The sequence below is a fragment of the Gymnodinialimonas sp. JB5-7 genome (genome assembly GCF_055693405.1).
Genome location: NZ_JBVFUX010000004.1, coordinates 949355 through 972763, shown reverse-complemented (window position 1 = coordinate 972763; position 23409 = coordinate 949355). Strand labels below are relative to the sequence as shown.

Sequence of the window (23409 nt, the reverse complement as noted above, 5' to 3'; positions counted from 1 at the left end):
CGTCTGAGATTAAGAAGCGACGGGTCGAAGGGATGAAGTTCGGTCGCTGGCGCTGGCATCTGGACGAGGTTTTCGTGAAGATCATCGGCAAGACACACTATCTTTGTCGGGCCGTAGATCACGAAGGCGAAGTGCTCGAAAGCTACGTCACGAAGCGTCGCGACAAGAGGTCCGCACTGAAATTCTTAAGAAAAGCAATGCGCAAGCACGGTCGACCTGTAGTGTTGGTAACCGACAAGCTTCGTTCCTATGGCGCCGCTCTCAAGGAACAAGGCGGCGCAGACCGGCAAGAGACAGGTCGCTGGGTAAACAATCGAGCGGAGCATTCGCACTTTCCGTACCTACGAAGGGAGAGGGCAATGCAGCGCTTCCGGCGGATGCGAAGTTTGCAGAAGTTCGCCTCCGTCCACGCCTCAGTCTCCAACCACTTCAACCAAGACCGTAGTCAATCGAGTCGAAGCCGCTTCAAACTTAGCCGAACCGCCGCTCTTTCCGAGTGGCGCGGTCTTTGCGCTGAATAAACGGCAGGGGATCTGTCCTATCTGAGACTGGTTCGAATTTGTCTGACAGCACCGCCACCGCCGCCCCCGACATCGTGTCAGCTTTGGGCTGAAATCGCCCCACGTAGTTCAGCAAGACCCCTTAGGCGGCCGATCAGGGTATATCCCGGTTGGACATCGCGATCTGCATCTGAAAGCAGGCAATGACCATTATCGGCACGAAACGGGAACTCCATTCCAATACGCGCTTCGACCTACAGCAACTCGTCAATGACCGCGATCATGTTGACGTCACCTTGAAGATGGCTGCTTTCGGAAAACGATCCATCCTCTTCCTTTGAGACGTTGCGCAGATGAACGAAATGAATTCGCTCGCCGAATTTACGCGCTATGGTCGGCAGGTCATTTTCAGTTCTGGACCCAAGCGATCCGGTGCACAGGGTCAGCCCATTTGCGGGTTCATCCATGCAACCGAGAATCCAATCAATGTCCGGCTCGGTCGAGACAATGCGCGGGAGGCCAAGAATACTGCGCGGCGGATCATCGGGATGAATACACATCTGGATGCCCAAATCAGTGGCAGTCGGAATGATTTCTTCCAGAAACCGCTTCAGGTTTGCACGAAGATCGACAGGACCTAGCCCATCATAGCGACGAAGGGCTTTGCGTAACCGCTCGATATCGTAAGTATCAACTGCGCCGGGCAGGCAAAGCTCTGGATCGGGCGGCGCGATGCTTTGTGCGCCAACCAGGGCTTGCGACGTAAGCAGGCTTCCGCCGCAGAATGTCGGAAACGGGTCATTGCGATGTTATGCGCCGATACGCGTTGCGCCGTCCGCCAGAAATTTGAGATGCCCTATGGATTGCGGTGCGCGGGGTGAAGACCCCACTTTTTCGCCCCCCGACATCTGAGCCGCGCTATGAAAGCAGGCAGGGGGTCGGCTACCGCCCTCCAACAAGAGGTTGCCCGACACATGACTGACGCCCTTACCGCCCGCGCCGATCTGGCCTCGGACCTTGCCCATCGGGCCGGACAATTGGCGCTGGAATACTACCGCAACCGAGAAGCATTGGTGGTGGAGACCAAGGCGGATGCGCTGGACCTCGTCTCTGTCGCCGACCGCGCGGTTGAGGACATGATCCGCTCTGCTATTGCCGCGCGTTTTCCCGATGATGCGATCCTGGGCGAGGAGGGCGGCGCGAAAGAGGGCGCTTCTGGTCTGACATGGGTGATTGATCCGATCGACGGGACTGTGCCGTTCTTGATGGGTCTGCCGCATTGGTGTGTTGTTTTGACCGTCGTGGAAGGGTCGAAGACCCATATAGGCGTGATCGATGTGCCGATCCTGGGTGAGCATTTCGCGGCCCGCGCAGGGCAGGGTGTGAGACTTGATGGGAAGCGCCTGGTTCTCGATCCGGCCAAGCGGATTGATCAGGGCGTGATTGCGGTTGGGGCGTCGTCGCGCACGGGCCCCGGGCCGACCGTTGGGATCATTGGCAAACTATTGGAGGCTGGCAGCATGTATTACCGCAACGGCTCGGGCGCGAATATGTTGGCCTGTGTCGCGGCGGGACGTCTTGCAGGGTATGTCGAGTTTGCGATGAACCCGTGGGACAGTTTGGCCGGCCTGCTGATGATCGAAGAGGCGGGCGGCGTCATTCTCCCCTATCCCGCGGATGCGCGCTTCGGCCTTTGCCTCGGCGCTGCCCGGGGGTTTGGGACGATCTGGAGCGGATTGTGGCGTCAGAATTCGGCGGGGCGCTGCCGGGCCCGAGTTTTTGATTGCCCTTCAGGAATACAAACCAGCCACACGTCCGCGCAGCTGGGTCAGGGCAAGGACCGTGTCGATCGTAGGCGTTTCGTGACCAGTGATCTGGCCAAGCTCCTGGACCGAGCCCAGAAGCGCGTCGATCTCCATCGGGCGGCCAGCACCCAGGTCTTGCAGCATCGAGGTGCGGTGGGCGCCGACAGCGGCTCCGCCATCAATCCGGCGATCCACGTCGATGGGGAATTTCACACTAAGCGCCTCGGCGATTGTCTGAGCCTCCAGCATCATATTGCGGGCAACGGATCGTGTGCCGGGGTCGGTGCACAGCACATCAAGGGTCGCATGGGTAAGCGCCGAGATCGGGTTGAAGGACAGGTTCCCCCAGAGCTTCACCCAGATCTCGTCGCGCAGGCGCGGTCGGACCGGTGCTTTGAGACCCGCGGCCATCAGTGCCTTGGATAGGCGCATCGCACGTTCGGATTTGGAGCCGTCGGGTTCGCCTAACGAAAAACGATTGCCTTCGATGTGATTGATCACACCGGGTTCCAGCACTTCAGCGGCGGGGTAGACAACGCAGCCGAGGACATTGTCAGGACCAAAGCCGTCCCATTGGGCATTTCCGGGATCGACGGTTTGAAGGCGGGTGCCTTCATGCGGGCCTTCGAGTCCGTGGAAGTACCACCAGGGCACTCCGTTCACGCCTGACACGATGGTGGTCTCCGGGCCGATAAGGGGGGCCATTTTGGGCACGACCGCGGGCACGGAATGGGCCTTTAGCGTCACGATGACATAGTCCTGCACACCTAGATCGGCTGCATCATTTGATGCGGTGACGGAGACGGTCTTGCGTGCGCCATCCTCGATCAAGGTCACGCCGTTCGCCTGCATGGCGGCCAAATGCGGCCCGCGCGCGACTAGGCTGACGTCCGCGCCAACCTCGGCCAACTTTGCCCCCATATAGCCGCCAATGGCACCCGCTCCGAAAATGCAAATCCTCATCTTACGCGCCCTCGGTCAGACCGAGTTTTTCGGCCAGTCCGATCCGTTGCAATTTACCCGTCGCCCCTTTGGGGATCTCATCGAGGATCACGACTTTGCGCGGCACTTTGAAGGCCGCAAGCCGCTCGGCTGCGAAGGCGCGAATGTCAGCCTCGCTCGCGTCTGCGCCTTCTTTCAGCACAGCGGCGGCGGCGACCTCTTCCCCCAGTTTCGGGTGGGGCAGGGCGAAGGTCACGACTTGCGCGACGGCGGGGTGGGCCGACAGGACCCCGTCGACTTCGAGCGGAGAGACCTTTTCACCGCCGCGATTGATGATCTCTTTCAGGCGACCGGTCAGTGTCAGATAGCCTTCGTCGTCGAACTGTCCCTGATCGCCTGTGCGAAACCAGCGCTTGCCATCGGCCTCGAAGAAGCTTTTGGCATTGGCGTCCGGATTGCCCTCATACCCCGGGGTCACGTTTGGGCCTGAAATGACGATTTCGCCCACACCGTCGATCAGATGGTTTTCAACTTCATGGGCGATACGAACCAGCGGGCCCGCTTCGACCCCAACAGCACCGGGCTTTTGCGCGCGAGGCGGGAGGGGTTAGAGGCCATCTGATGGGTGGCCTCTGTCATCCCGTAGCCTTCGATCACGGGGGCCGAGAAGGTCGCAGCCAGAGTCTCCATCACCGGGCCTGGGAGGGAGGCCGAGGAGGAGCGCAGGAAGCGCAAAGGCACATCGGCAATGGTCTCGGCATTGCGGCTGGCGCGGCTGAGGATGGCTTGGTGCATTGTTGGGACAGCTGTGTACCAGGTGGGCTGCGCTTCACGCATCCAGCCAAAGAATTTCAGCGCGTCAAAGCCCGGTGCACACCAGACCGAACCGCCGGAGGCGAGGGTCGCCGACACTGCTGCGATCAGCCCATGAATGTGGAAAAGCGGCATGACGTTCAGGCAGCGATCCTTCACCGACAGCTCCAGAGAGGCCCCGATATTGTGGGCAGATGCGGCGATATTGGACTGCAAGAGCGGCACGATCTTGGGCCGCGATGTGGTGCCGGACGTGTGCAGGATCAGCGCCACATCGTCCGCTTCGGGCAAGGAGGTGTCGGCAATTCCGCCGCCTCCCTCAGCGCGCAACGTGAATTGGCCTGCCGGTGCATCGGGTTCCGTGCCAAGGCGCAGCACCATCAGACCTTGTGCCTTGGCGGCTTCAAAAGCCGGGCCATTTTCGCCCTCGGCCAGGACAATTGCCTTGGCTTTGAGGTCATCGAGGTAGAAGGCGAATTCATCAACCTTGTAGGCCGGGTTCAGCGGACATGTCGTTGCGACATTGGCAACACAGATAAACGCGGCTGCCATTTCAGGGCCGTTGGGCAAAACGATTGCAACCCGATCGCCGCGCCCGATGCCAGCGCTGTGCAGGGCTGCGGCAGTCTCGTCGGCAAGCGTGCTCAGCGCGCCGTAGCTCAACCAATCCTGACCGGGCGCGCCAATAGCGGGTGCGGCTTTGTCTTGTGCCATCCAAAGTGCGGCAAGGGTGGTTGTCATGTCATCGCTCCCGTCTTTCAGTATTTGGGCATTGCTATGGCCCAGGGCGTTTGCGCCCCCATCTTGGACGAAAGCCTAGGTCGTTTGGCCAGCCGTCCAACACTTCGTTTTTGCGTCGCCCATAAAAAAGGCGTCAGTGTTTCCCTGTCTGGTAACGTGGAGTCGCTGCGCTGACCAGACGGCACAGGCCTCCGAAGAGTGCATCGCTGCGCCGGACAAGCGCAGGGACGGAGACCTGCAAATGAACACAGCGAAGCAGCTTGTTGGTTACAAAGTAACTGATACCTGTGCTGTGAGCGCAGGAGGAGTGCGATGACCGAACAATCGACGCCACGTCCGATGATACAGGCCCCGTCCCATCCGGGCGCCCATGAAGGGTATATGCCGGGCTTCGGCAACGACTTCGAGACAGAGGCTCTGCCGGACGCGCTGCCGCAAGGCATGAACTCCCCACAGAAGGTCAACTACGGTCTCTATGGTGAGCAATTGTCTGGCACAGCGTTTACGGATGTGCGGCCCGAGCGAACCTGGTGCTACCGTATCCGGCCATCGGTGAAGCATTCGCACAGGTATGAGAAGATTGCGCTGCCCTATTGGCAGAGTGCGCCGAATGTGGATCCAGATGTGGTGTCCCTCGGACAATATCGCTGGTCCCCCGTTCCGCATTCCGATGCACCGCTGACTTGGCTGACTGGCATGCGGACCATGACCACAGCGGGCGACGTGAATTCCCAGGTCGGGATGGCCAGCCATATCTATCTTGTCACCGCGTCGATGGTTGACGACTATTTCTATTCTGCAGACAGCGAATTGTTGGTTGTGCCGCAGGAGGGGCGCCTTCGGTTCTGCACCGAGCTTGGCATCATCGACGTGGAGCCGCAGGAGATCGCGATCATCCCGCGCGGTCTGGTCTACCGCGTCGAAGTGCTGGACGGGCCTGCGCGCGGCTTCGTGTGCGAGAATTACGGGGCCAAGTTCGAAATGCCCGGCCGAGGCCCAATTGGCGCCAATTGCATGGCCAATCCACGCGATTTCAAGGCGCCGGTTGCGGCCTATGAAGACCGTGAAGTCCCCTCGACCGTTACAATCAAATGGTGCGGTCAGTTCCACCGGACGAACATCGAGCAGTCGCCGCTGGACGTTGTGGCTTGGCATGGGAACTACGCGCCGCTGAAATACGACCTCAAGACCTATTGCCCTGTCGGGGCGATCCTGTTCGATCACCCGGATCCATCGATCTTTACCGTGCTGACGGCACCCTCGGGCCAGCCCGGGGTCGCGAACATCGATTTCGTATTGTTCCGCGAACGCTGGATGGTGGCCGAAGATACATTCCGCCCGCCGTGGTATCACAAGAACATCATGTCCGAGCTGATGGGCAACATTTACGGCCAGTATGATGCCAAGCCTCAGGGCTTTGTGCCGGGGGGCATGAGTCTGCACAACATGATGCTGCCCCACGGTCCTGACCGGGAGGCGTTCGAAAGAGCCTCCAATGCTGATCTGCAACCGCACAAGCTCGACAACACCATGTCGTTCATGTTCGAAACCCGCTTTCCGCAACATCTGACGGCGTTTGCCGCGAATGAGGCCCCGCTGCAGGACGACTACATCGATTGCTGGACGACGCTGGAGAAGAAGTTCGACGGCACGCCGGGCAAGAAGTAGGGGAGGCTGACCGATGGATCTGGGATATATCGTCATCGCCGCCGTCGTGGTCATCGCCGCGCTGGCGCTCTGGCCGCGCCGGGGTCGCTGGCGGGCCACGCGCCACGGCGAAGCGCCGGCCCGGATGCCGGGTGAGCGCCAAGGCGGCGCCGGAGGGCCCGAGGCATGAGTGCACCCTTCTGGATCCTGATCTCGGCCGCCATTCTGGCCTCCATCGCCTTTCCGCTGGTGTTGGTCTGGATCGCGCGCACCTATGGGGGTCGCGACGAATGATCCTTCACAGCTATTGGCGGTCCACCACCTCCTTCCGGGTGCGCGCGGCGCTGAACCTCAAGGAGTAAGCTACACGTCGGTCTCCGTGGACCTTCCCAGCGGCGAGCAGCACGGCGACGCCTACCGCGCGATAAATCCCGGTTACGGCGTTCCCGCGCTTGTGCTGGACGATGGCACGGTGCTGACCCAGAGCCTTGCGATCATCGACTATCTGGACGCCATCTATCCCGAGCCGCCGATGCTCTCGTCCGACCCTGTGCAGCGCGAGCGCCAATTGGCAGCCGCGCTCACGATTGCCACGGACGTGCACCCCGTCAACAATCTGCGGGTTCTGGCCGAGCTTGAAGGCCGGTTTGGTGCCAGCGATGAGGATAAGGTCAGCTGGATGCGGCATTGGATGGCCGAAGGCTTTGCGGCGCTTGAGGCCCTGCTGCCCGACGGAGAGGGCTTCGCATTCGGCGACGCGCCGGATCTGGCGGATCTGTGTATCGTTGCGCAGTGCGTCAATGCGCACAGGTTCGGGATGCCCCTTGCGCCATACCCGAAAGTCACCCGCATCGAAGCCGCGTGCCTTTCCGTGCCTGAAATCGCAGCAGCCGCACCGGATGCGCAACCTGAAGCGGGGGTGGGGTAATGTCTGATCTGAAACGGTCCTGGTTGGACAGCGCAAATGCGCCGGACACCGATTTTCCGCTAAACAATCTGCCCTATGGCGTTTTCTCAGTCGACGATGGCGATCTGCGCTGTGGCGTGGCGATAGGCGACCGGATCGTGGACGCGACGGGGTTGGAGGCTGCTGGTCATCTGCGCGCTGATCCCGAGGCTGACGTGCTGGATGCGCCTTACTGGAACGACTTCATGGAGCTTGGGCCAACCACCTGGTACGCCTACCGACAGGTGCTTTCGATGATGTTGGCCGAAGGTAGCGACGAGCATGTGCAGGACATCGTCACAACCTTTCGGTGCCCATGGCAAAAGCCAGACTGCACATGCCGTTCCGCGTGGCGGAATACACCGACTTCTACGCTGGCCGTCACCATGCGACGAACGTTGGAACCATGTTCCGGGGGCCGGAAAACGCGCTGCCGCCCAACTGGTTGCATATGCCCATCGGGTATAATGGACGGGCCTCATCAGTGGTGGTGTCAGGAACCCCGGTCAGGCGCCCGTGGGGCCAGTTGAAATCGCCGGACCACGACGTGCCGATCTTTGCCCCCTCGCGTCGCTTTGATATTGAGTTGGAGATGGGGGCGATTGTTGGCGTGCCCTCCGATGGCCCGCTGAGTGTCGATCAGGCGTTCGCAAATATCTTCGGCTACGTCCTGCTGAACGACTGGTCGGCCCGTGATATTCAGGCTTGGGAATACCAGCCCCTTGGACCGTTCCAGGCCAAGGCCACGGCTACCACCATCAGCCCATGGATCGTTCCAGCTGCCGCGCTGGCCCCGTTCCGGTGCGCCACGCCAGAGCGCGAAAAACCACTGCTGCCGCATCTGGCCGATACAGCGCCGATGAACCACGACATCGACCTGTCCATCACTTTGAACGGCGAGACAATCGCCCAGACCAACGCGAACGAGTTGTACTACTCGGCGGCACAGCAACTGGCCCACCACGCGACCTCGGGCTGCCCGATGCGCGCAGGCGACCTGCTTGGTTCCGGGACGATCTCTGGCCCTGAGAAGCACCAACGCGGCTCGCTCCTTGAACTGAGCTGGGGCGGCAAAGAACCGATCGACACAGCCTCTGGCCCGCGCACCTTCATTGAAGATGGCGATACGCTTGCCCTACACGGTGTAGCGCGCGGCAATGGCTATCGCCTTGGCTTTGGACCTTGCACCGGAACCGTCGAACCCGCCGCCAAGGATCCTTTCACCAGCTGACCCATCTTTGTTCCAAAAATATGCCCGCCGGAGGCGCCTGCCGCTGGCCACACGAAAAATCGGATAGGACAACACACCATGGCCAAAGCCTTCGCCTCGCAGGGGGACATGACGGAAAAGAAGATCACCTTCGACGAAATAGGCGAGGGGCTTTACGCCTTCACCGCCGAGGGTGATCCGAATTCCGGTGTGATTATCGGGGATGACAGCGTGATGATCGTTGAGGCGCAGGCCACGCCACGCCTCGCCCAGAAGGTCATCGATTGCGTGCGTTCGGTGACGGACAAGCCGATCTCGCACCTTGTTCTCACGCACTACCATGCGGTGCGGGTGCTGGGGGCCTCGGCCTACGGCGCGGACCAGATCATCATGTCCGACACGGCACGCGCCATGGTCGTGGAACGCGGGCAGGAGGATTGGGACAGCGAATTCCAACGCTTCCCCCGTCTTTTCGAAGGCCATGAAAGCATCCCCGGTCTGACTTACCCGACGACCACCTTTTCCGATGCCATGACGGTCTACCTTGGCAATCGTCGCATCGACATCAAGCATCTTGGCCGCGCCCATACGGCAGGCGACGCGGTGATCCATGTGCCAGATGCCAATGTCATGTTCACCGGCGATATCGTCGAATACCGCTCCGCCTGCTATTGCGGCGATGGCCATTTCGAGGATTGGCCCAACACGCTTTCGGCGATCTCCCATATCGGCCCGGACGCGATCGCGCCCGGCCGCGGCGACGCGCTACAGGGGCGCGAGATGGTGATGAAAGCGCTCTCGTCGACTGCCGATTTCATCCATTCCACCTACAACCCGGTCAAGCGCGTGGCCGCACGCGGCGGCTCGCTCAAAGACGCTTGGGACGCAGTGCGCGAAGCCTGCGACCCCAAATTCGCCGACTACGCCATCTACGAGCATTGCCTGCCGTTCAACGTAGCACGCGCCTATGATGAGGCGAGGGGTCTGGATCACCCCCGCATCTGGACCGACAAGCGCGACATCGAGATGTGGGAACAGCTTCAGGGATAAGCTGCGAGGCGGCGTTGCGCCCATCCGGGCGCATTGCCGAGGATTGGCCGAAAAGGCCGGAATACGGAGAAGAAGATGGTCGGCGCCACTTACGCCCTTGCCCATGAACTCTACCCCTATGACCCGGCTACGGCACGCGCGGGCCACCACCCCGTCATCATCATCGGGGGCGGGCCGGTGGGCGTGGCAACCGGCCTCGACCTCGCCCAAAAGGGCACGCCCGCGCTGATCCTCGATGACCACGAGGGTGTCGGCCAAGGATCCCGCGCGATCTGTTTTGCCAAGCGCACATTGGAGATTGCGGATCGGCTTGGTGCCGGGGCCGACATGGTGAAAAAGGGGGTCGTCTGGAATGTGGGCCGTGTGTTCCATGGCGATGGGGAAGTCTTCAATTTCAACCTCTTGCCCGAGGGCGGCCACAAGAACCCCGCCTTCATCAATCTCCAGCAGCCCTATTTCGAGATGTTCCTGATCGATGCCCTGCGCCGGGCTGAGGCGGGTGGCAAACCAATCGAAATTCGAGGCCGCAACGTGGTATCGGGCCTCACTCAAGATGCGGACAAGGTCACGCTCGACATCGACACGCCCGACGGGCCCTACCAACTGACCGCCGATTACGTGATTGCCTGCGACGGCGCGCGGTCCCCCACGCGTGAGATGATGGGTCTCAGCTTTGACGGTCGGGTGTTCGAGGACAACTTCCTGATCGCGGACGTCCGGATGACTGCCGATTTCCCCACCGAACGTTGGTTCTGGTTTGAGCCGCCACTGGCCGAAGCGCCGCAATCGGCTTTGCTGCACAAACAACCCGATGATGTCTGGCGTATCGATTTCCAGTTGGGATGGGACGTTGACCGCAACGCCGAGCTGGAGGAGGGCCGCATCCGCCAGCGGATTGACGAATTTCTGCCTGCGGGCACGGAGTATGAGCTGGTCTGGACCTCCATCTACACGTTCCAATGTCGTAGGATGGAGCGGTTTCGCCATGGCCGCGTTCTGTTCGCCGGGGACAGCGCCCATCAAGTCAGCCCGTTCGGCGCGCGCGGCGCGAATTCCGGGATGCAGGATGCCGACAATCTCGCGTGGAAACTGGACCTGGTGCTGAAGGGCCTCGCACCTGATGCGCTGCTCGAAACCTACCACGAAGAACGTGCCTACGGGGCAGATGAGAATATCCTGAACTCCACGCGCGCCACGGATTTCCTGACGCCGAAGTCTGAGATGTCGAAGATCTTTCGCAATGCGGTTCTGACATTGGCCAAGGATCACGCCTTTGCGCGGCCGTTGGTCAATTCCGGGCGACTTTCGGTCCCTTGCAGTTATGATGGCCTGCCCCTGAACGGCCCCGACGCTTTGGATGGCCCCGCCCGCACGCGCCCTGGCAGCCCATGCCCCGATGCGCCACTGGCGGAGGGGTTCCTATTGGATCGCTTGCCGGGCCTTTTCACGCTTCTTGCACTTGGCCTCCAACCGCCCGAACTCCTCACCGATGTACCGATCGGAACGCTTGCGTTGGCAGGGGATGATCTGACGGATGAACTGCGCGCCCGCTACCTTGGGGATGCAGAGCACGCGCTTTACCTCATCCGCCCGGACCAGCACGTCGCGGCCCGTTGGGCTGAGGTGAAAGAGGCTGAGATCCAAGCCGCCCTCAAGACTGCGATAGGCCTGACATGACGTTGAACACACAGCCCAACCTTCCCGACCCAGACGGCTTCTACGATGAACTCCTGGCGGCCCATCACGGGTTGAGCAAGGACCAGTCAGATGCCCTGAATGCGCGCCTGATCCTTGTCCTTGCCAATCATATCGGCGACCGGGAGGTCTTGCGCGCTGCGTTGAAGGCCGCGGCCGGGTAGCTCGGCCATTGCCATTGCCGCCGTTTCAGGCCGATGGTGCCTTGAACGATTTGCTGCCGTGAAATGGACAGGCCCCGATGGGATTTCGCATATTCTCAGACAAGACCAGGCCAGTGCATCTTGGGCGGTATCGGCTGGAATCGCTTGAGCGTGCGGACGCGGTGGACCTGTCGCGCGTCACCCCCTTTCAGACATTGTCCTACGCCCATGACCATCGCCCGCACTCCATCGTCAACGCGATGCGAGACCATGCCGCCATGCTGGATGTGATCCGGGATGGCTTGATCAACAAGGCCGTGGCGGAGACGCCGACGAACCTGCAAGAGCGCGCCAATCATCTGAAAGCGTTCGGGTATTTCGCAGACGCGTCCATGGTTGGCACATGCGCGCTGCCCTCTGAGGCTGTTCTGGCGGAACCGCATCTGAACCCCGATATTGCCCGTTTGGCCGAAGATCTGCGCACCCGTCAAACCAAGACGCTGGCCTCGGGCATCGACCTGATCATGGCTGATCTGAAGGAGTCGATGGAAGCACCGCCCACCACCATTGACGGGCATACCCACGCGATTGTCTTCCTCTATGAGCATCCCCGCGCGCCCGAGCCGGAAGAGCCGGGAAGCGATTGGATCATCGATGCCATTGACCATCGCTCAAGCCTTTTGGCGGCAGAGACGGCAGTGGTGATTGCGAACTACCTTCGGGTTTTGGGACATGATGCGCGGGCGCACACGGCCTCAACCGCGGATGTTGATCTGAACAAGATGGCGGTGGCTTCGGGTCTTGCTGTGCCTGATGGCGACGGGGTGGTTGCGCCTTATCTCGGACGCGGGTTCGGGATCTCTGTGATCACGACGAATTTTGCGGTTGCACCGGATCGACCGCTTGAGCCGCATGCGCGTTTGCCGGAAGCGCCCAAAGCCTATGCCAAACGGCGTTTCGTGGACGGTGCGCATCCGTTTGAGACGCTCAAGCGCGTTGAGGAGCCCACAACGTTCATTGACGAAGCGCGTGTGCCACGTGTTCCTAAGCGTTCGGACATGTTTGCCCGGGCGCAATTCGGCGACATGGGTAAGCCGCTGCAGGATGGTGCGAAGGGCGGATACTATGTGCGCAAATCCGCCCCGTCCTCAGCGCAACGGCGGGCGCTTGGGGCGTTTGTTCTTCTACAAGATGGCGAGCCCGCCGCTGAAAAGGCGCAGCTGGACCCTCGTGCAGCTGCCGAACTGGTCAAGGCGACCGGCTACTTTCTGGGTGTGGACGCAATCGGTCTCAGCCGCTGCCCGGATTGGACTTGGTATTCCCATGACGCAGCCGGTGAACCCATCGACCCGCCCCATGACAACGCGATCTCTATGATCATTGATCAGGGGTTCGAGACGATGGAGGGCGCGTCTGGCGACGATTGGATCAGCGTCGCGCAATCCATGCGCGCCTATCTGCGGTTCTCGCTCCTGGGGGGCGTTGTCGCGCGGCAATTGCGCAACTTTGGTTATAAAGCCAAGGCGCATTCGGTCATGGATGGCGAAGTGCTTCAGCCGCCGCTTCTGCTGCTGAGCGGGTTGGGCGAAGTCAGCCGCATTGGGGAGGTCATCCTGAATCCCTTTCTGGGGCCGCGTCTGAAATCGGGCGTTGTCACAACTGACCTGCCGATGGCCCATGACAAACCCATCGACTTTGGCCTGCAAAGCTTCTGCGAGGCCTGCAAGAAATGCGCGCGGGAATGTCCGTCCGGTGCGATCACCGCAGGTCCGAAGCTGATGTTCAACGGGTATGAGATCTGGAAATCCGACAGCCAGAAATGCGCAACCTACCGGATCACAACCGAAGGTGGCGCGATGTGCGGGCGGTGCATGAAAACCTGCCCTTGGAACCTAGAGGGCGTTTTGGGCGACGCCGTGTTTCGCTGGATGGTGATGAAAGTCCCGGGATCGGCGCCGGCTTTGGCCAAGCTGGATGATCTGTTGAACCGGGGCGACCTCAACCCCGCAAAGAAATGGTGGTGGGATCTGGAGATCGAGGAAGACGGCGGCTATCGACCCACCAAGAGGCCGGTGAACGCGCGCGGGCTGCAGAAGGACCTCGACCTGCGTTACGAGGATCAGACGCTCGCCGTCTATCCCGCGCCGCTTGTGCCGCATCCTTATCCATACCCTTACCCCATGGATCGGGAGGCCGGGATCGAAGCGTACCAGGCGATGATTACGGCTGAGGAGTACAAGGCACGTCTGGCCAACGGCGAAGACCCGGTTCACAAACCCCGCGATTATGACGAAAGCCCGGTCTTGCGCGTGCAGATCACCAAGGCCGAACAAACCGCTGAGGATGTCACGATCTACGAATTCGCCAGCCTGGATGGGAGCGATCTACCGGAATGGGAGGCCGGCGCGCATCTGGACATCGTCGTAGCCCCGGAATTTCTGCGCCAATATTCCATGTCCGGCGACCCGGCGGATCGGTCCAAGTACCAGATTGGCGTTCTTCGCGAAGCGGCAGGCAGGGGGGATCAGCCCTGTTGCATCGGATCTTCAGCGAGGGGCGCAAGGTCTTCATCTCCAAGCCGATCAACCATTTCCCGCTGCACGAAGATGCCCCAATGAGCTATCTGATGGGGGGCGGGATCGGGATCACACCGATGATCGCGATGGCCCACCGATTGCACGCCTTGGACCGTCCGTTCGAGATGCACTATTCAGGCCGCACGCGGGCCACGATGGGGTATCTCGACCATCTTGATAACGTGCCCTGGGCGGATCGCGTTACTCTGCATATCTCATCGGAAGGCACCCGTGCGGATCTTGCGGCGATCCTGCGCCACAGCGACGACGCGCATGTCTATACCTGCGGGGCTGAGCCTTACATGGCTGCCGTGATGGACGTGGCCGAGGCGGCTGGCTTCCCGGAGGACAACCGCCATCTCGAGTATTTCTCCGTCCCGGAGATGCCGGACTATGTGAACCATCCTTTTACGATCAAGCTATTGAAATCAGGCTGTGAATTTCCTGTTCCGGCGGACAAGAGTGCGGCGGATGTGCTGATCGAGAACGGCATTCCAGTTGATCTGAAATGCTCCGATGGGATTTGCGGGGTGTGTAAATGCGGCCTCGGCTCGGGTGAGGTTGAACACCGCGATTTCGTCCTGTCGAACGCACAGCGTCAGACGAATATCATCACATGCCAATCCCGGGCCGCCGTTGCAGGTGGTGTGATCGAATTGGATCTTTGAAAGCGCTTGCATTGCGCGTGAAATCGCCCCTTCCTGACAACGGTGTGATCGGAGGGGGAACGCAATGAAATCGCGCACGAAAGTGGCCGTGATCGGCGGTGGAATTGCAGGGTGTTCGACCCTCTATCATCTGGTGCAGGAAGGCTGGTCTGACGTTGTTCTGATCGAGCGGGATGAACTGACATCCGGCACGACCTGGCATTCGGCAGCGCAGGTCACAAATTTCGGCATGAACCAGACGATGGTGGGCCTGAAAAGCCATTCCGTCGCACTCTATAAGCGGCTCCGAGATGACCCCGAATATCCAGTAGGCTATAATCACGGCGATGGCGGCATCCGGCTCGCCAATACCGAGGCGCAGATGCAGGGCTACCGCCATTTCGCCTCGATGGCGCGCGGTATGGGTGTTGAGTTCGAGATGATCGACGCGGAGGAGTGTGCGCGACGCCATCCGCTGATCTCAACCGACAACCTGCTTGGTGGTTTGTGGGACGGCGAAGACGGCGATATTGACCCGGCGCAACTGTGTCAGGCCTTGGCGTTTCACGCCCGCAAAGCCGGGGCGGAGGTCTACCGCAGCACCGACGTCACGGGCCTGACGCAGCACAAGGATGACACCTGGACCGTGCACACCAACAAAGGCGACATTGACGCCGATATCGTCGTGAACGCCTGCGGCTACCGGGTGAACGAGGTCGGCGCGATGATGGGAGTGCAACACCCGGTTGCGTCGATGGAGCACCAGTATTTCGTAACCGAAGACATCCCCGCCATTGCCGAAGCGGGCCATCGGATGCCGCTGCTGCGCTGTCCGATCAGCGACTACTACTCGCGGCAGGAAAAGAATGGTCTTCTGGTCGGGTTCTACGAACAGGACTGCAAAACCTGGGGAATGGACGGGATCAGCCCCGCGTTCTCCAACGATCTATGCCCTGACGATCTGGACCGCGTGATGGACGTGCTCGAAGGCGCGTTTGAACGGATGCCTGCGCTAACTGAGGTGGGTATCAAGCGCATCGTGAATGGCCCGATCACCTATACGATCGACGGCGCACCGCTGGTCGGTCCGATCCCCGGCAAGCGCAATGCCTTCTGCATCATCGGCCTGCGCGCCGGCGTGGGCGAGGGCGGTGGGCATGGCTGGCTGCTGGCGCAGCAGATCGTCCATGGAGAGGCCTGTTACGACACCTGGTGCCTCGACCCGCGCCGGTTCACGGGCCACGCGAATGCGGAACTGACGGCGCTCAAGGCGATAGAGGATTACCAAAACGAATTCCGCTTTCATTTCCCCCATGAACATCGCCCTGCGGGCCGCCCCGCCAAGACAACGCCGTTAACGCCCGTATTGGCCGCTGAAGGGGCCGAATTCACCGTGGTGAACGGGTGGGAGCGGGTCGATTACGTCAAGCCATCCACCGATTTTCATCCGTCCCTGACCTTTGATTTTGATGAGGCATTCGATGTTGTCGGGTCCGAGGTCGCCGCCGTGCAATCAGGTGTTGGTCTTTGTGAAGTCAACGGGTTCAACCGGTTCGAGATCACCGGCCGGGACCGCCACGCCTTTCTCGATCGGATGTGCTGCGGCACGGTCACGAAAAGGCCGGGGCGGGTTGGCCTTGGCTATCTGCTGAACCACCACGGCATGCTCAAATCAGAGGCGACGTTTGCCAACCTTCCGGCAAGCGATCGGGGGCCGGATCGCGTCTGGTATGGCTCTGCCGCGGCGGCCGAGTTCCATGACATGGATTGGCTCACGGCGCATATGCGGTCGGACGAGGATGTTCATATTCGCTCGCTTACGAATGAGCAGACGATCCTTGTTCTGGCCGGGCCGAAGGCGCGCGATGTTTTGACGGCATGCGCGCGCGGCGATTGGTCAGCGGCGGCCTTTCCATGGCTCAGCGTGCGCGAGGCTTATGTGGGCTTTGCCCCGGCCACGATCATGGCCGTCAGTTTCTCGGGCGAGTTGGCCTATGAAATCCACGTCCCCAATGCCTCACTCTACGCCGCGTACCTTGCCTTGCGTGAGGCCGGAGAAGCTCGTGGCCTGACACTGTTTGGCGCCCGTGCGGTCGAGTCCATGCGGATGGAGAAGGGCTTTCTGCATTGGAAGGCCGACATCCTGACGGAATTCGACCCGTTCGAGACCGGCCTTTCGCGCTTTGTGAAGTTGGAGAAGGGCGATTTCGTTGGGCGGGAGGCGCTTTTGGCGCGAAAAGACGCCGGCCCTGGCAGATGCCTTGTGACGTTGAAGATCGACACAAACCAAAGCCCGGCCCATGGCGGCGCATCGTTGATGCGGGACGGAAAGGTTGTTGGCACCGTAACCTCGGGCGAATGGGGGCATCGCGTGGGTCTCAACCTAGCCTATGCATTTATTGCGTCCGAACTTGCGGCAGACGGTACGGTGATGGACCTTGACCTGTGCGGCACCAGGGTTGAGGCGACTGTCATTCCGGCCAGCCCGTATGATCCCGCTTTCGCCCTGCTGCGGGGTTAGGAGGGCTCGGCTCTGCGACCAGAACGTTGGTCTCCCAGTCTCGGCAGGCAGAGGACAAGGCAGGGGTCAGCGGGCGATCCGTGACCAATGTGTGAATATCGGCCAGCGAGCAGATGCGCCCCGGCGCGCTGCGCTGGAACTTCGAGTGATCCGCCACAAGCAGGGGGACGCGCGCCTGTGCAATGATCGCCTGACTGACGCCGACCTCCTGAATGTCGAAATCGAGCACATCACCCCCAGCATCGAGGGCCGAACACCCCATGACCGCATAGTCGAATTTGAACCGGCGGATTGCATCCACCGTCATGGCCCCAATCAACCCGCCATCGCCACGGCGGAGCGTTCCACCGGTGACGATCACTTCACAATCGGGGTTGCGGTCCAGTGTGTGGGCCACGTTCATGTTGTTTGTCACCACCAGTAGACCTTTGTGCGCCAGCAACTCGGCCGCCACCGCCTCGGTACTGGTGCCGATGTTCAGAAAGACCGCGCAATCATTGGGGATTTGCGCCGCACAATGCCGCGCCATGGCCGCCTTTTCTTCCGCCAGGAACTCACGACGTTCTCCGTAAGCGACATTCGATGTGCCAGAGGCCAGAACCGCCCCGCCGTGCACCCTGTTGAGGTGGCGCGCTTCATCAAGCTCGCTCAGGTCGCGGCGGATGGTCTGCACCGTGACATCAAAATGGGCGGCCAACCCTTCGACCGTCACCTTGCCCTCGCGTTGCGCGATGTCGAGGATTTCTGTCTGGCGAAAACTGCTTTTCATGGTCGTGCTCCTGCCTCGCCATCTGAGCGATAGCGTCCTTGGCAGGCAAGGCTTTTCACCCATCGACAGCCCGAAAGCACAGCCCTAACGTTTGCGCGCCGGACAAAGGGATAGAGCGATGGACTGGGATGAATTCGCGGGATGGGGCGCGCGCATCAGTGAATGGGCTGCGCACTACCACCAGACCATTGCCGACCAGCCCGTGCGCGCCCAAACGCAACCCGGCGACATCGCGCGGCAACTGCCCGACACGCCGCCAGACGCGCCGGACGGTATGGCGCAGATCCTCGATGATTTTGAGCGGATCGTCATGCCCGGCATCACCCATTGGCAGCATCCCCGCTTCTTCGCCTATTTCCCCGCAAACGCCGCCCCGCCTTCCATGCTTGCGGACTTTCTTGTCACCACAATCGCGGCGCAATGCATGTTGTGGCAGACCTCTCCGGCGGCGACCGAGGTGGAAGGCGTCATGGTCGATTGGCTCCGGCAAGCCATGGGTTTGCCTGCAGGCTTTACAGGCGTGATCCAGGACAGCGCGTCGTCCGCCACACTGTCAGCCGTGTTGACGATGCGCGAACGGGCCACCGGGTTCACGGGAAATCGCGATGGGCTGAACGGCAAGGGCAATTTACGCATCTATTGCTCGGATCAGGTCCATTCCTCCATCGACCGAGCATGCTGGGTGGCCGGTATCGGGCAGGAAAACCTCGTCAAACTGCCAACATGCGGGGCACGTTTCGCGTTGGACACGGAGGCGTTGAAGGCCGCGATTGCGGCAGATCGGGCGGCGGGGCACCAGCCGGCTGGCATCATCGCGGTGACAGGCGCGACCGGGGTTGGCGCCGCAGATGAGTTGCCCGGCATTGCCGAGATTGCAGCGCGTGAGGGATTGTACACGCACCTCGACGCCGCATGGGCGGGGTCGGCGATGATTTGTCCGGAATTCCATGCGGAATTTTGGCCGGGCGTCGCGCAGTTCGACAGTATCGTGTTCAATCCGCACAAGTGGATGGGCGCGCAGTTCGATTGTTCCATCCAGTTCCTGCGGGACGCGCAGCCGCAACTTGATACGTTGAAGATCGAGCCGGAGTATCTGAAAACATCCGGCAGCCCGGTCACGAATTATTCCGAATGGACGATCCCCCTTGGACGACGGTTCCGGGCGCTCAAGATCTGGTTTCTCATCCGCGCCTATGGCCTGGACGGGCTGCGCACCCGGATCCGCAACCATGTTGCGTGGGCGGAGGAGGTTTGCGAGGTCATTCGAAACATGGACGGGTTCGAAATTGTCACGGACCCGATCCTCAGCCTCTTCACGTTCCGATGCCCGGGGGATGACGACCGGCAGCAAAGGCTGGTGGATGCCCTTAACAACGATGGGCGCATCTACCTGACGCAAGGCCTGCACCACGGCCGCAAGGTGATCCGCTTTCAGGTTGGGCAGTTCGACACGACCCGCGACCATGTCATGATGGCCGCCGATGTCATTGCCGAGGTTCATGCGTCCCTTGCCTAGACGGCGCGTGACAAGCGGGGTAGCCACGGGGCCATGAAACTGCTCGACCCGACCCACCCCTTCTTTCGCCCCGCCTGGCGACGCTATGCCATTGTTGCGGTCTGTTTCCTGTGGGCGACCTTCGAGATGAGCCAGGGCAACAACATCTGGGCCTACGTCTTTGCGGGCATCGGCGGATACCTCGCCTACAACCTGATCTTTGCCTTCCCCAAGGATCCGCCCGAGGACGGTTAAAGCGCCACGGGCTTCCCGGTTTCACGCGATTGCGTGGCCGCATCTGCCAGGATCTGCGCCTGCAGCCCGTCACGGATGGAGGGTGTGGGCTGCGTGCCGGCTGAAACAGCAGCAATGAATGCCTTCATTTCCGCTGCATAGGCTGCTTCGTACCGTTCAAGGAAGAAGTGCAGGGTGGGGGAGCGTTTGAATCCCTCTGCCGTGGCGCTTTCCACCGAGGTCTCAAGGATATTCTCGGCCCTCAACATCCCATCCGCACAATGTACCTCGATCCGCTGGTCATAGCCATAAGCGGCACGGCGGGAGTTTGAGATTTGGCAAATGCGCCCGGACGCCGTGGTCAACGTCACCGCAGCGGTATCCACGTCACCGGCTTTGCCGATCTCAGGATCCACAAGGCTGGAACCCACTGCATGGACGCTGTCGAACTCTTCCCCCATCAGAAAACGCGCCATGTCGAAATCATGGATCATCATGTCCCGGAAAAGCCCGCCCGAGCTCTTGATGTAGCCGATGGGCGGCGGGGATGGATCGCGAGAGGTGATTTGGATCAGCTCCACGGCACCGATCTCACCCGCGCGCAGACGCGCCTGAAGCGCTGCGAAATTTGGGTCGAACCGGCGATTGAAGGCGGTGAAGAATGGCACTTCAGCGGCCTCTATATCCGCCATCAACGTGCGGATATTGTTGACGGACATATCAACGGGCTTCTCACAAAGATCGCCTTGCCGGCCTTGGTTGCGGCCTCGATCTGCGAAAAATGAGTATCCGTTGGCGTGCCAATGACAACCGCGTCGATATCTCCGGCGCTCAAGATCGCATCCGTCGCGCGCATCTCGGCCCCTGTGGCCTCGGCCAACGACTGCGCCGCAGCAGGCATCGCGTCGGCAACGGCTACGATACGTGCGCCATCCATGGCCTTTAGCGTACGGGCATGAACCTGCCCGATCCGGCCACATCCCAGCAATCCAATGCGGATCATCCCTGAACCCTCCCCGAAGCGCCCGTGGACCGGATCGCAAGGCGCGCCGCTTCCATAACCGGGTCTTGTGTGTCTTTCAGGATCTGAACGCGGTCGAAGCGATCCGCATCCTTGTTCACTGCCGCACGCAGCGCGGCGCCGAACGCCATGCGCAGTTCCGTGCCAATGTTGAATTTGCAGATGGCCGATCCTTGGGCCAGCGCGAGGCGTTGATCATGGGGCACGCCGGACCCGCCGTGGATCACCAGTGGCACATCGGTTGCGGCCTCAATCGCGCGGATGCGCGCCTCGTCCAGACCGCCTTCATGATCTTGTTGCAGGTGCACATTTCCGACACTGATTGCCATGGCGTCCACGCCCGTCTCACGCGCAAAGAGCGCGGCTTCGGCGGGGTCCGTTCCGGCACTGTCTTCGCCGCCTGAATAGCCGACAAACCCAATCTCGCCCTCGGCGGAGATGCCTGCGCCATGCGCCAACTCGGCCACTGCTTGGGTCTCTTTGATGTTATCTTCCAAAGGCTTGCGCGACCCGTCAAACATCAGCGACGTGAAGCCCGCCTCAAGGGCCGCTTCGCAGTCTTCCATGGTGTAGCCGTGGTCCAGATGCGCCACGACCGGCACCTCGACCTCCGCCGCCAGATGTCGGAACATCCGGCCCAAAACGGGCAGGGGTGTGCTCACGACATGATGGGCCCGCTTGCAGGATTACCGGCGCGCGCTCGGCTTGCGCGGCCAAGACATAGGCGCGCATATCCTCCCAGCCGAGGCAGACCAACCCGGGCACGGCATATGCCCCCTTCAGCGCGGGCCGAAGAACCTCAGACAACGTCGCAAGCGTCATTTGAACTTTGCCACCATGTCCATGATGCCCGGAATGGTATGGAGTTGCTCTGCATGGGTCGGCTGAAAATATTGCTTCAAGCTGCGCTGCGACAGACCGCCGAGGATGGTGAAATAGTACATCTCATAGCCCGGAAGGGCGCAGCAGGGATGGTAGCCCTTGTCGATCAGAACGGTGGAGCCGTTCATGATGTGATACGCATCACCGGGCTCGTTGTCTTCACGCTGAAGCATTTGCAGGCCCGAGCCGTAGTCAGGCTTGAAGCGGAAATTGTAGCATTCATCGTGGCGGCTTTCGTCCGGCAGGCGGTCCGTGTCGTGCTTGTGCGACGGAAACCCGGACCAGCCGCCGGCCCCAACCGTAAACAGCTCTGACACCAGCAGGCGGCCCACGCGATCATGGTGGCCCGCACCAAGGATGTGCTTGATTTTGCGATGCGTTTTTGTGTCGTCCGACCCGTATTGCACCAGATCCAGCTCATGCGACCGGACGGCAAACGGGGCCAACGTTTCGGCGAACTTGGCCCCCGCGATGAAGGTTTCGGTATCCGTCCGCGCCGTGATCCGCGCGCCGGTGGCGGTCGGTACATAGATCCCTTCCGGATCGCCATCCCATACATCCGCGCCGCGGTTCCCGATCTCGGCGAATGTTTTGCCCCCAACCTCGACATCAACGGTCCCGGTGGCGGGCACAATGCAGGTCTCGTACCCGTCCAGCTTATAGTCGAAATATTCGCCCGCTTTCAGCTTCACGATATTGAAATAGGTCAGCGGCACATGGGCATCGTCCACATCAACGATGGCCTTGTTCTGATTGTCGTGTGGGGCGATGTGCATGGGCGCGCTCCTGGTCAGGCGGCTGTTGGGCCGGGATGCTCGGATTGAAAGAGGTCGAGCGTGTCTGTATCGGGCATGGCGGGGGCGCAACCGGGTTGCGCGACTACGATGGAGGCGCAGGCAGAGCCGCGCAAAACAGCTTCTTTCAAGGGCCGGTTCTCGGCCAATCCGGCCAGCAGACCCGCCATGAAACTGTCGCCCGCACCTGTGGGTTTCACGGCCTCAACCTTGTAGATGCCGGTGCGCACTTCTTCGCCATCCGCGATGGTCACGGCCCCGTGTGGCCCCATCTTGTAGACGACGATGGCGGCGTTGCTGCCCGCCAATTCGCGTGCTTTCCCAAGGCCTTGGGCAATATCACCCGCCATGAAGCCAAACTCTTCATCATTGCCGACGATCACGTCTGACATCGCCCCGGCCCGCGATAGAACATCGGCGGCAACCTCGGGCGAAGGCCAGGAATAGGGGCGGTAATCGACATCGAAAATAATCGGCAGACCGGCCTTTCGCGCCAGTTCGAACGCTCGGAACGCAGCGCTGCGCGAAGGCTCTGCCGCAAAAACGGTGCCTGCGGTGATCAGGGCGGAAAACGCGCCGTAGTCTACCGCCTCCACATCTTCCAAAGACATCTGAAAATCGGCGGCATTGTTGCGGTAGATCACCGATTGATGGTTTTCCACCCGCGTCTCGTACACGGCGAGCGAGGTCCGTTCTTCCCCTTGAATGGTGCGCACATGCGACCGACCCACGCCGTAGGCGTCCAACTGGTTCAAGCAGTACCGCCCAACCGCATCATCCGACACGCAAGTGACCAAGTCCGCGGACAGGCCCAATTTGACCAGACCGGCGGCGATATTTGCGCTCGATCCACCCATCGCGACCATCATCTCGGTCGCGTCTTCCGTGCGGCTGCGGTCAACAGGCGACAGGTCCATTCCGACGCGGCCAACGACGATGAATCGTCCCTTTTGGATCCCGCCGAGAACATCCACGCCC

General features: G+C 61.0%; 14 protein-coding genes and 7 pseudogenes. 13 read left to right on the top strand and 8 right to left on the bottom strand.

The features are described 5' to 3' along the window. The coding region (locus ACZ1HK_RS05800; RefSeq protein WP_472627857.1) for an IS6 family transposase at positions 1-521 on the top strand (521 nt) is incomplete at its 5' end. A gap of 77 nt (positions 522-598) precedes the next feature. Here ACZ1HK_RS05800 and uxuA read toward each other — a convergent pair. Then, positions 599-1234, bottom strand: a pseudogene (gene uxuA, locus ACZ1HK_RS05795) (mannonate dehydratase). Positions 1235-1420: 186 nt separating this feature from the next. On the opposite strand from uxuA, the pseudogene ACZ1HK_RS05790 reads away from it, so the two are divergent. Next, a pseudogene (locus tag ACZ1HK_RS05790) lies at positions 1421-2110 on the top strand (inositol monophosphatase family protein); the annotation flags it as partial. Between the two features lie 180 nt (positions 2111-2290). Here ACZ1HK_RS05790 and ACZ1HK_RS05785 read toward each other — a convergent pair. Next, the gene (locus tag ACZ1HK_RS05785; RefSeq protein ID WP_472627856.1) at positions 2291-3268 is read right to left on the bottom strand and encodes a 2-dehydropantoate 2-reductase; all 978 of its coding nucleotides are present in this window, start codon (positions 3266-3268) and stop codon (positions 2291-2293) included. Between the two features lies 1 nt (position 3269). Then, positions 3270-4801, bottom strand: a pseudogene (locus ACZ1HK_RS05780) (acyl--CoA ligase). Between the two features lie 312 nt (positions 4802-5113). Here ACZ1HK_RS05780 and hmgA point away from each other — a divergent pair. The 9 genes and pseudogenes from hmgA to ACZ1HK_RS05735 all read left to right on the top strand — a co-directional run bounded on the left by hmgA (position 5114) and on the right by ACZ1HK_RS05735 (position 17236). Then, the gene (gene hmgA / locus ACZ1HK_RS05775) at positions 5114-6469 is read left to right on the top strand and encodes a homogentisate 1,2-dioxygenase (RefSeq protein ID WP_472627855.1); all 1356 of its coding nucleotides are present in this window, start codon (positions 5114-5116) and stop codon (positions 6467-6469) included. 13 nt (positions 6470-6482) lie between these two features. Then, positions 6483-6638 (top strand): hypothetical protein, encoded by a 156-nt coding sequence (locus ACZ1HK_RS05770; RefSeq protein ID WP_472627854.1) that lies wholly within the window; start codon positions 6483-6485, stop codon positions 6636-6638. A gap of 189 nt (positions 6639-6827) precedes the next feature. Next, positions 6828-7376 (top strand): maleylacetoacetate isomerase, encoded by a 549-nt coding sequence (gene maiA / locus ACZ1HK_RS05765; RefSeq protein ID WP_472627853.1) that lies wholly within the window; start codon positions 6828-6830, stop codon positions 7374-7376. After that, a pseudogene (gene fahA / locus ACZ1HK_RS05760) lies at positions 7376-8625 on the top strand (fumarylacetoacetase). Before maiA ends, fahA begins: the two are co-directional and overlap by 1 nt. Positions 8626-8703: 78 nt before the next feature. Beyond that, complete coding sequence (locus ACZ1HK_RS05755; RefSeq protein ID WP_472627852.1) at positions 8704-9654, top strand: MBL fold metallo-hydrolase; 951 nt, start codon at positions 8704-8706, stop codon at positions 9652-9654. 75 nt (positions 9655-9729) lie between these two features. After that, positions 9730-11331: an FAD-dependent oxidoreductase gene (locus ACZ1HK_RS05750; protein ID WP_472627851.1), complete on the top strand. Its 1602-nt coding sequence runs from the start codon at positions 9730-9732 to the stop codon at positions 11329-11331. Continuing rightward, a complete protein-coding gene (locus ACZ1HK_RS05745) occupies positions 11328-11513 on the top strand; it encodes a DUF2783 domain-containing protein (protein WP_472627849.1) in 186 nt (61 codons plus the stop codon). The genes ACZ1HK_RS05750 and ACZ1HK_RS05745 overlap by 4 nt, the downstream gene beginning before the upstream one ends. A 77-nt stretch (positions 11514-11590) precedes the next feature. After that, positions 11591-14736, top strand: a pseudogene (locus tag ACZ1HK_RS05740) (2Fe-2S iron-sulfur cluster-binding protein). Positions 14737-14800: 64 nt separating this feature from the next. After that, a complete protein-coding gene (locus tag ACZ1HK_RS05735; protein WP_472627848.1) occupies positions 14801-17236 on the top strand; it encodes a GcvT family protein in 2436 nt (811 codons plus the stop codon). On the opposite strand, the gene ACZ1HK_RS05730 is transcribed toward ACZ1HK_RS05735, so the two are convergent. After that, a complete protein-coding gene (locus tag ACZ1HK_RS05730) occupies positions 17187-18005 on the bottom strand; it encodes a DeoR/GlpR family DNA-binding transcription regulator (RefSeq protein ID WP_472627847.1) in 819 nt (272 codons plus the stop codon). The two genes, ACZ1HK_RS05735 and ACZ1HK_RS05730, sit on opposite strands and share 50 nt — an antisense overlap. Before the next feature lie 118 nt (positions 18006-18123). Here ACZ1HK_RS05730 and ACZ1HK_RS05725 point away from each other — a divergent pair, with 118 nt between their 5' ends. Both ACZ1HK_RS05725 and ACZ1HK_RS05720 read left to right on the top strand, forming a co-directional pair. Beyond that, complete coding sequence (locus tag ACZ1HK_RS05725) at positions 18124-19521, top strand: pyridoxal phosphate-dependent decarboxylase family protein (protein ID WP_472627846.1); 1398 nt, start codon at positions 18124-18126, stop codon at positions 19519-19521. 33 nt (positions 19522-19554) lie between these two features. Then, positions 19555-19755, top strand: coding sequence for a hypothetical protein (locus ACZ1HK_RS05720; RefSeq protein ID WP_472627845.1), 201 nt, complete (start codon positions 19555-19557; stop codon positions 19753-19755). Here ACZ1HK_RS05720 and iolG read toward each other — a convergent pair. From iolG to iolC, 4 genes and pseudogenes are all read right to left on the bottom strand, one after another. Further along, positions 19752-20737, bottom strand: a pseudogene (gene iolG / locus ACZ1HK_RS05715) (inositol 2-dehydrogenase). The gene ACZ1HK_RS05720 and the pseudogene iolG sit on opposite strands and share 4 nt — an antisense overlap. Continuing rightward, positions 20734-21577: pseudogene (locus ACZ1HK_RS05710) on the bottom strand (class II fructose-bisphosphate aldolase). The pseudogenes iolG and ACZ1HK_RS05710 overlap by 4 nt, the downstream one beginning before the upstream one ends. Continuing rightward, complete coding sequence (locus tag ACZ1HK_RS05705) at positions 21574-22413, bottom strand: 5-deoxy-glucuronate isomerase (RefSeq protein ID WP_472627844.1); 840 nt, start codon at positions 22411-22413, stop codon at positions 21574-21576. Before ACZ1HK_RS05705 ends, ACZ1HK_RS05710 begins: the two are co-directional and overlap by 4 nt. 14 nt (positions 22414-22427) lie before the next feature. Next, positions 22428-23405: a 5-dehydro-2-deoxygluconokinase gene (iolC, locus tag ACZ1HK_RS05700; RefSeq protein ID WP_472627892.1), complete on the bottom strand. Its 978-nt coding sequence runs from the start codon at positions 23403-23405 to the stop codon at positions 22428-22430. Positions 23406-23409 lie beyond the last annotated feature (4 nt).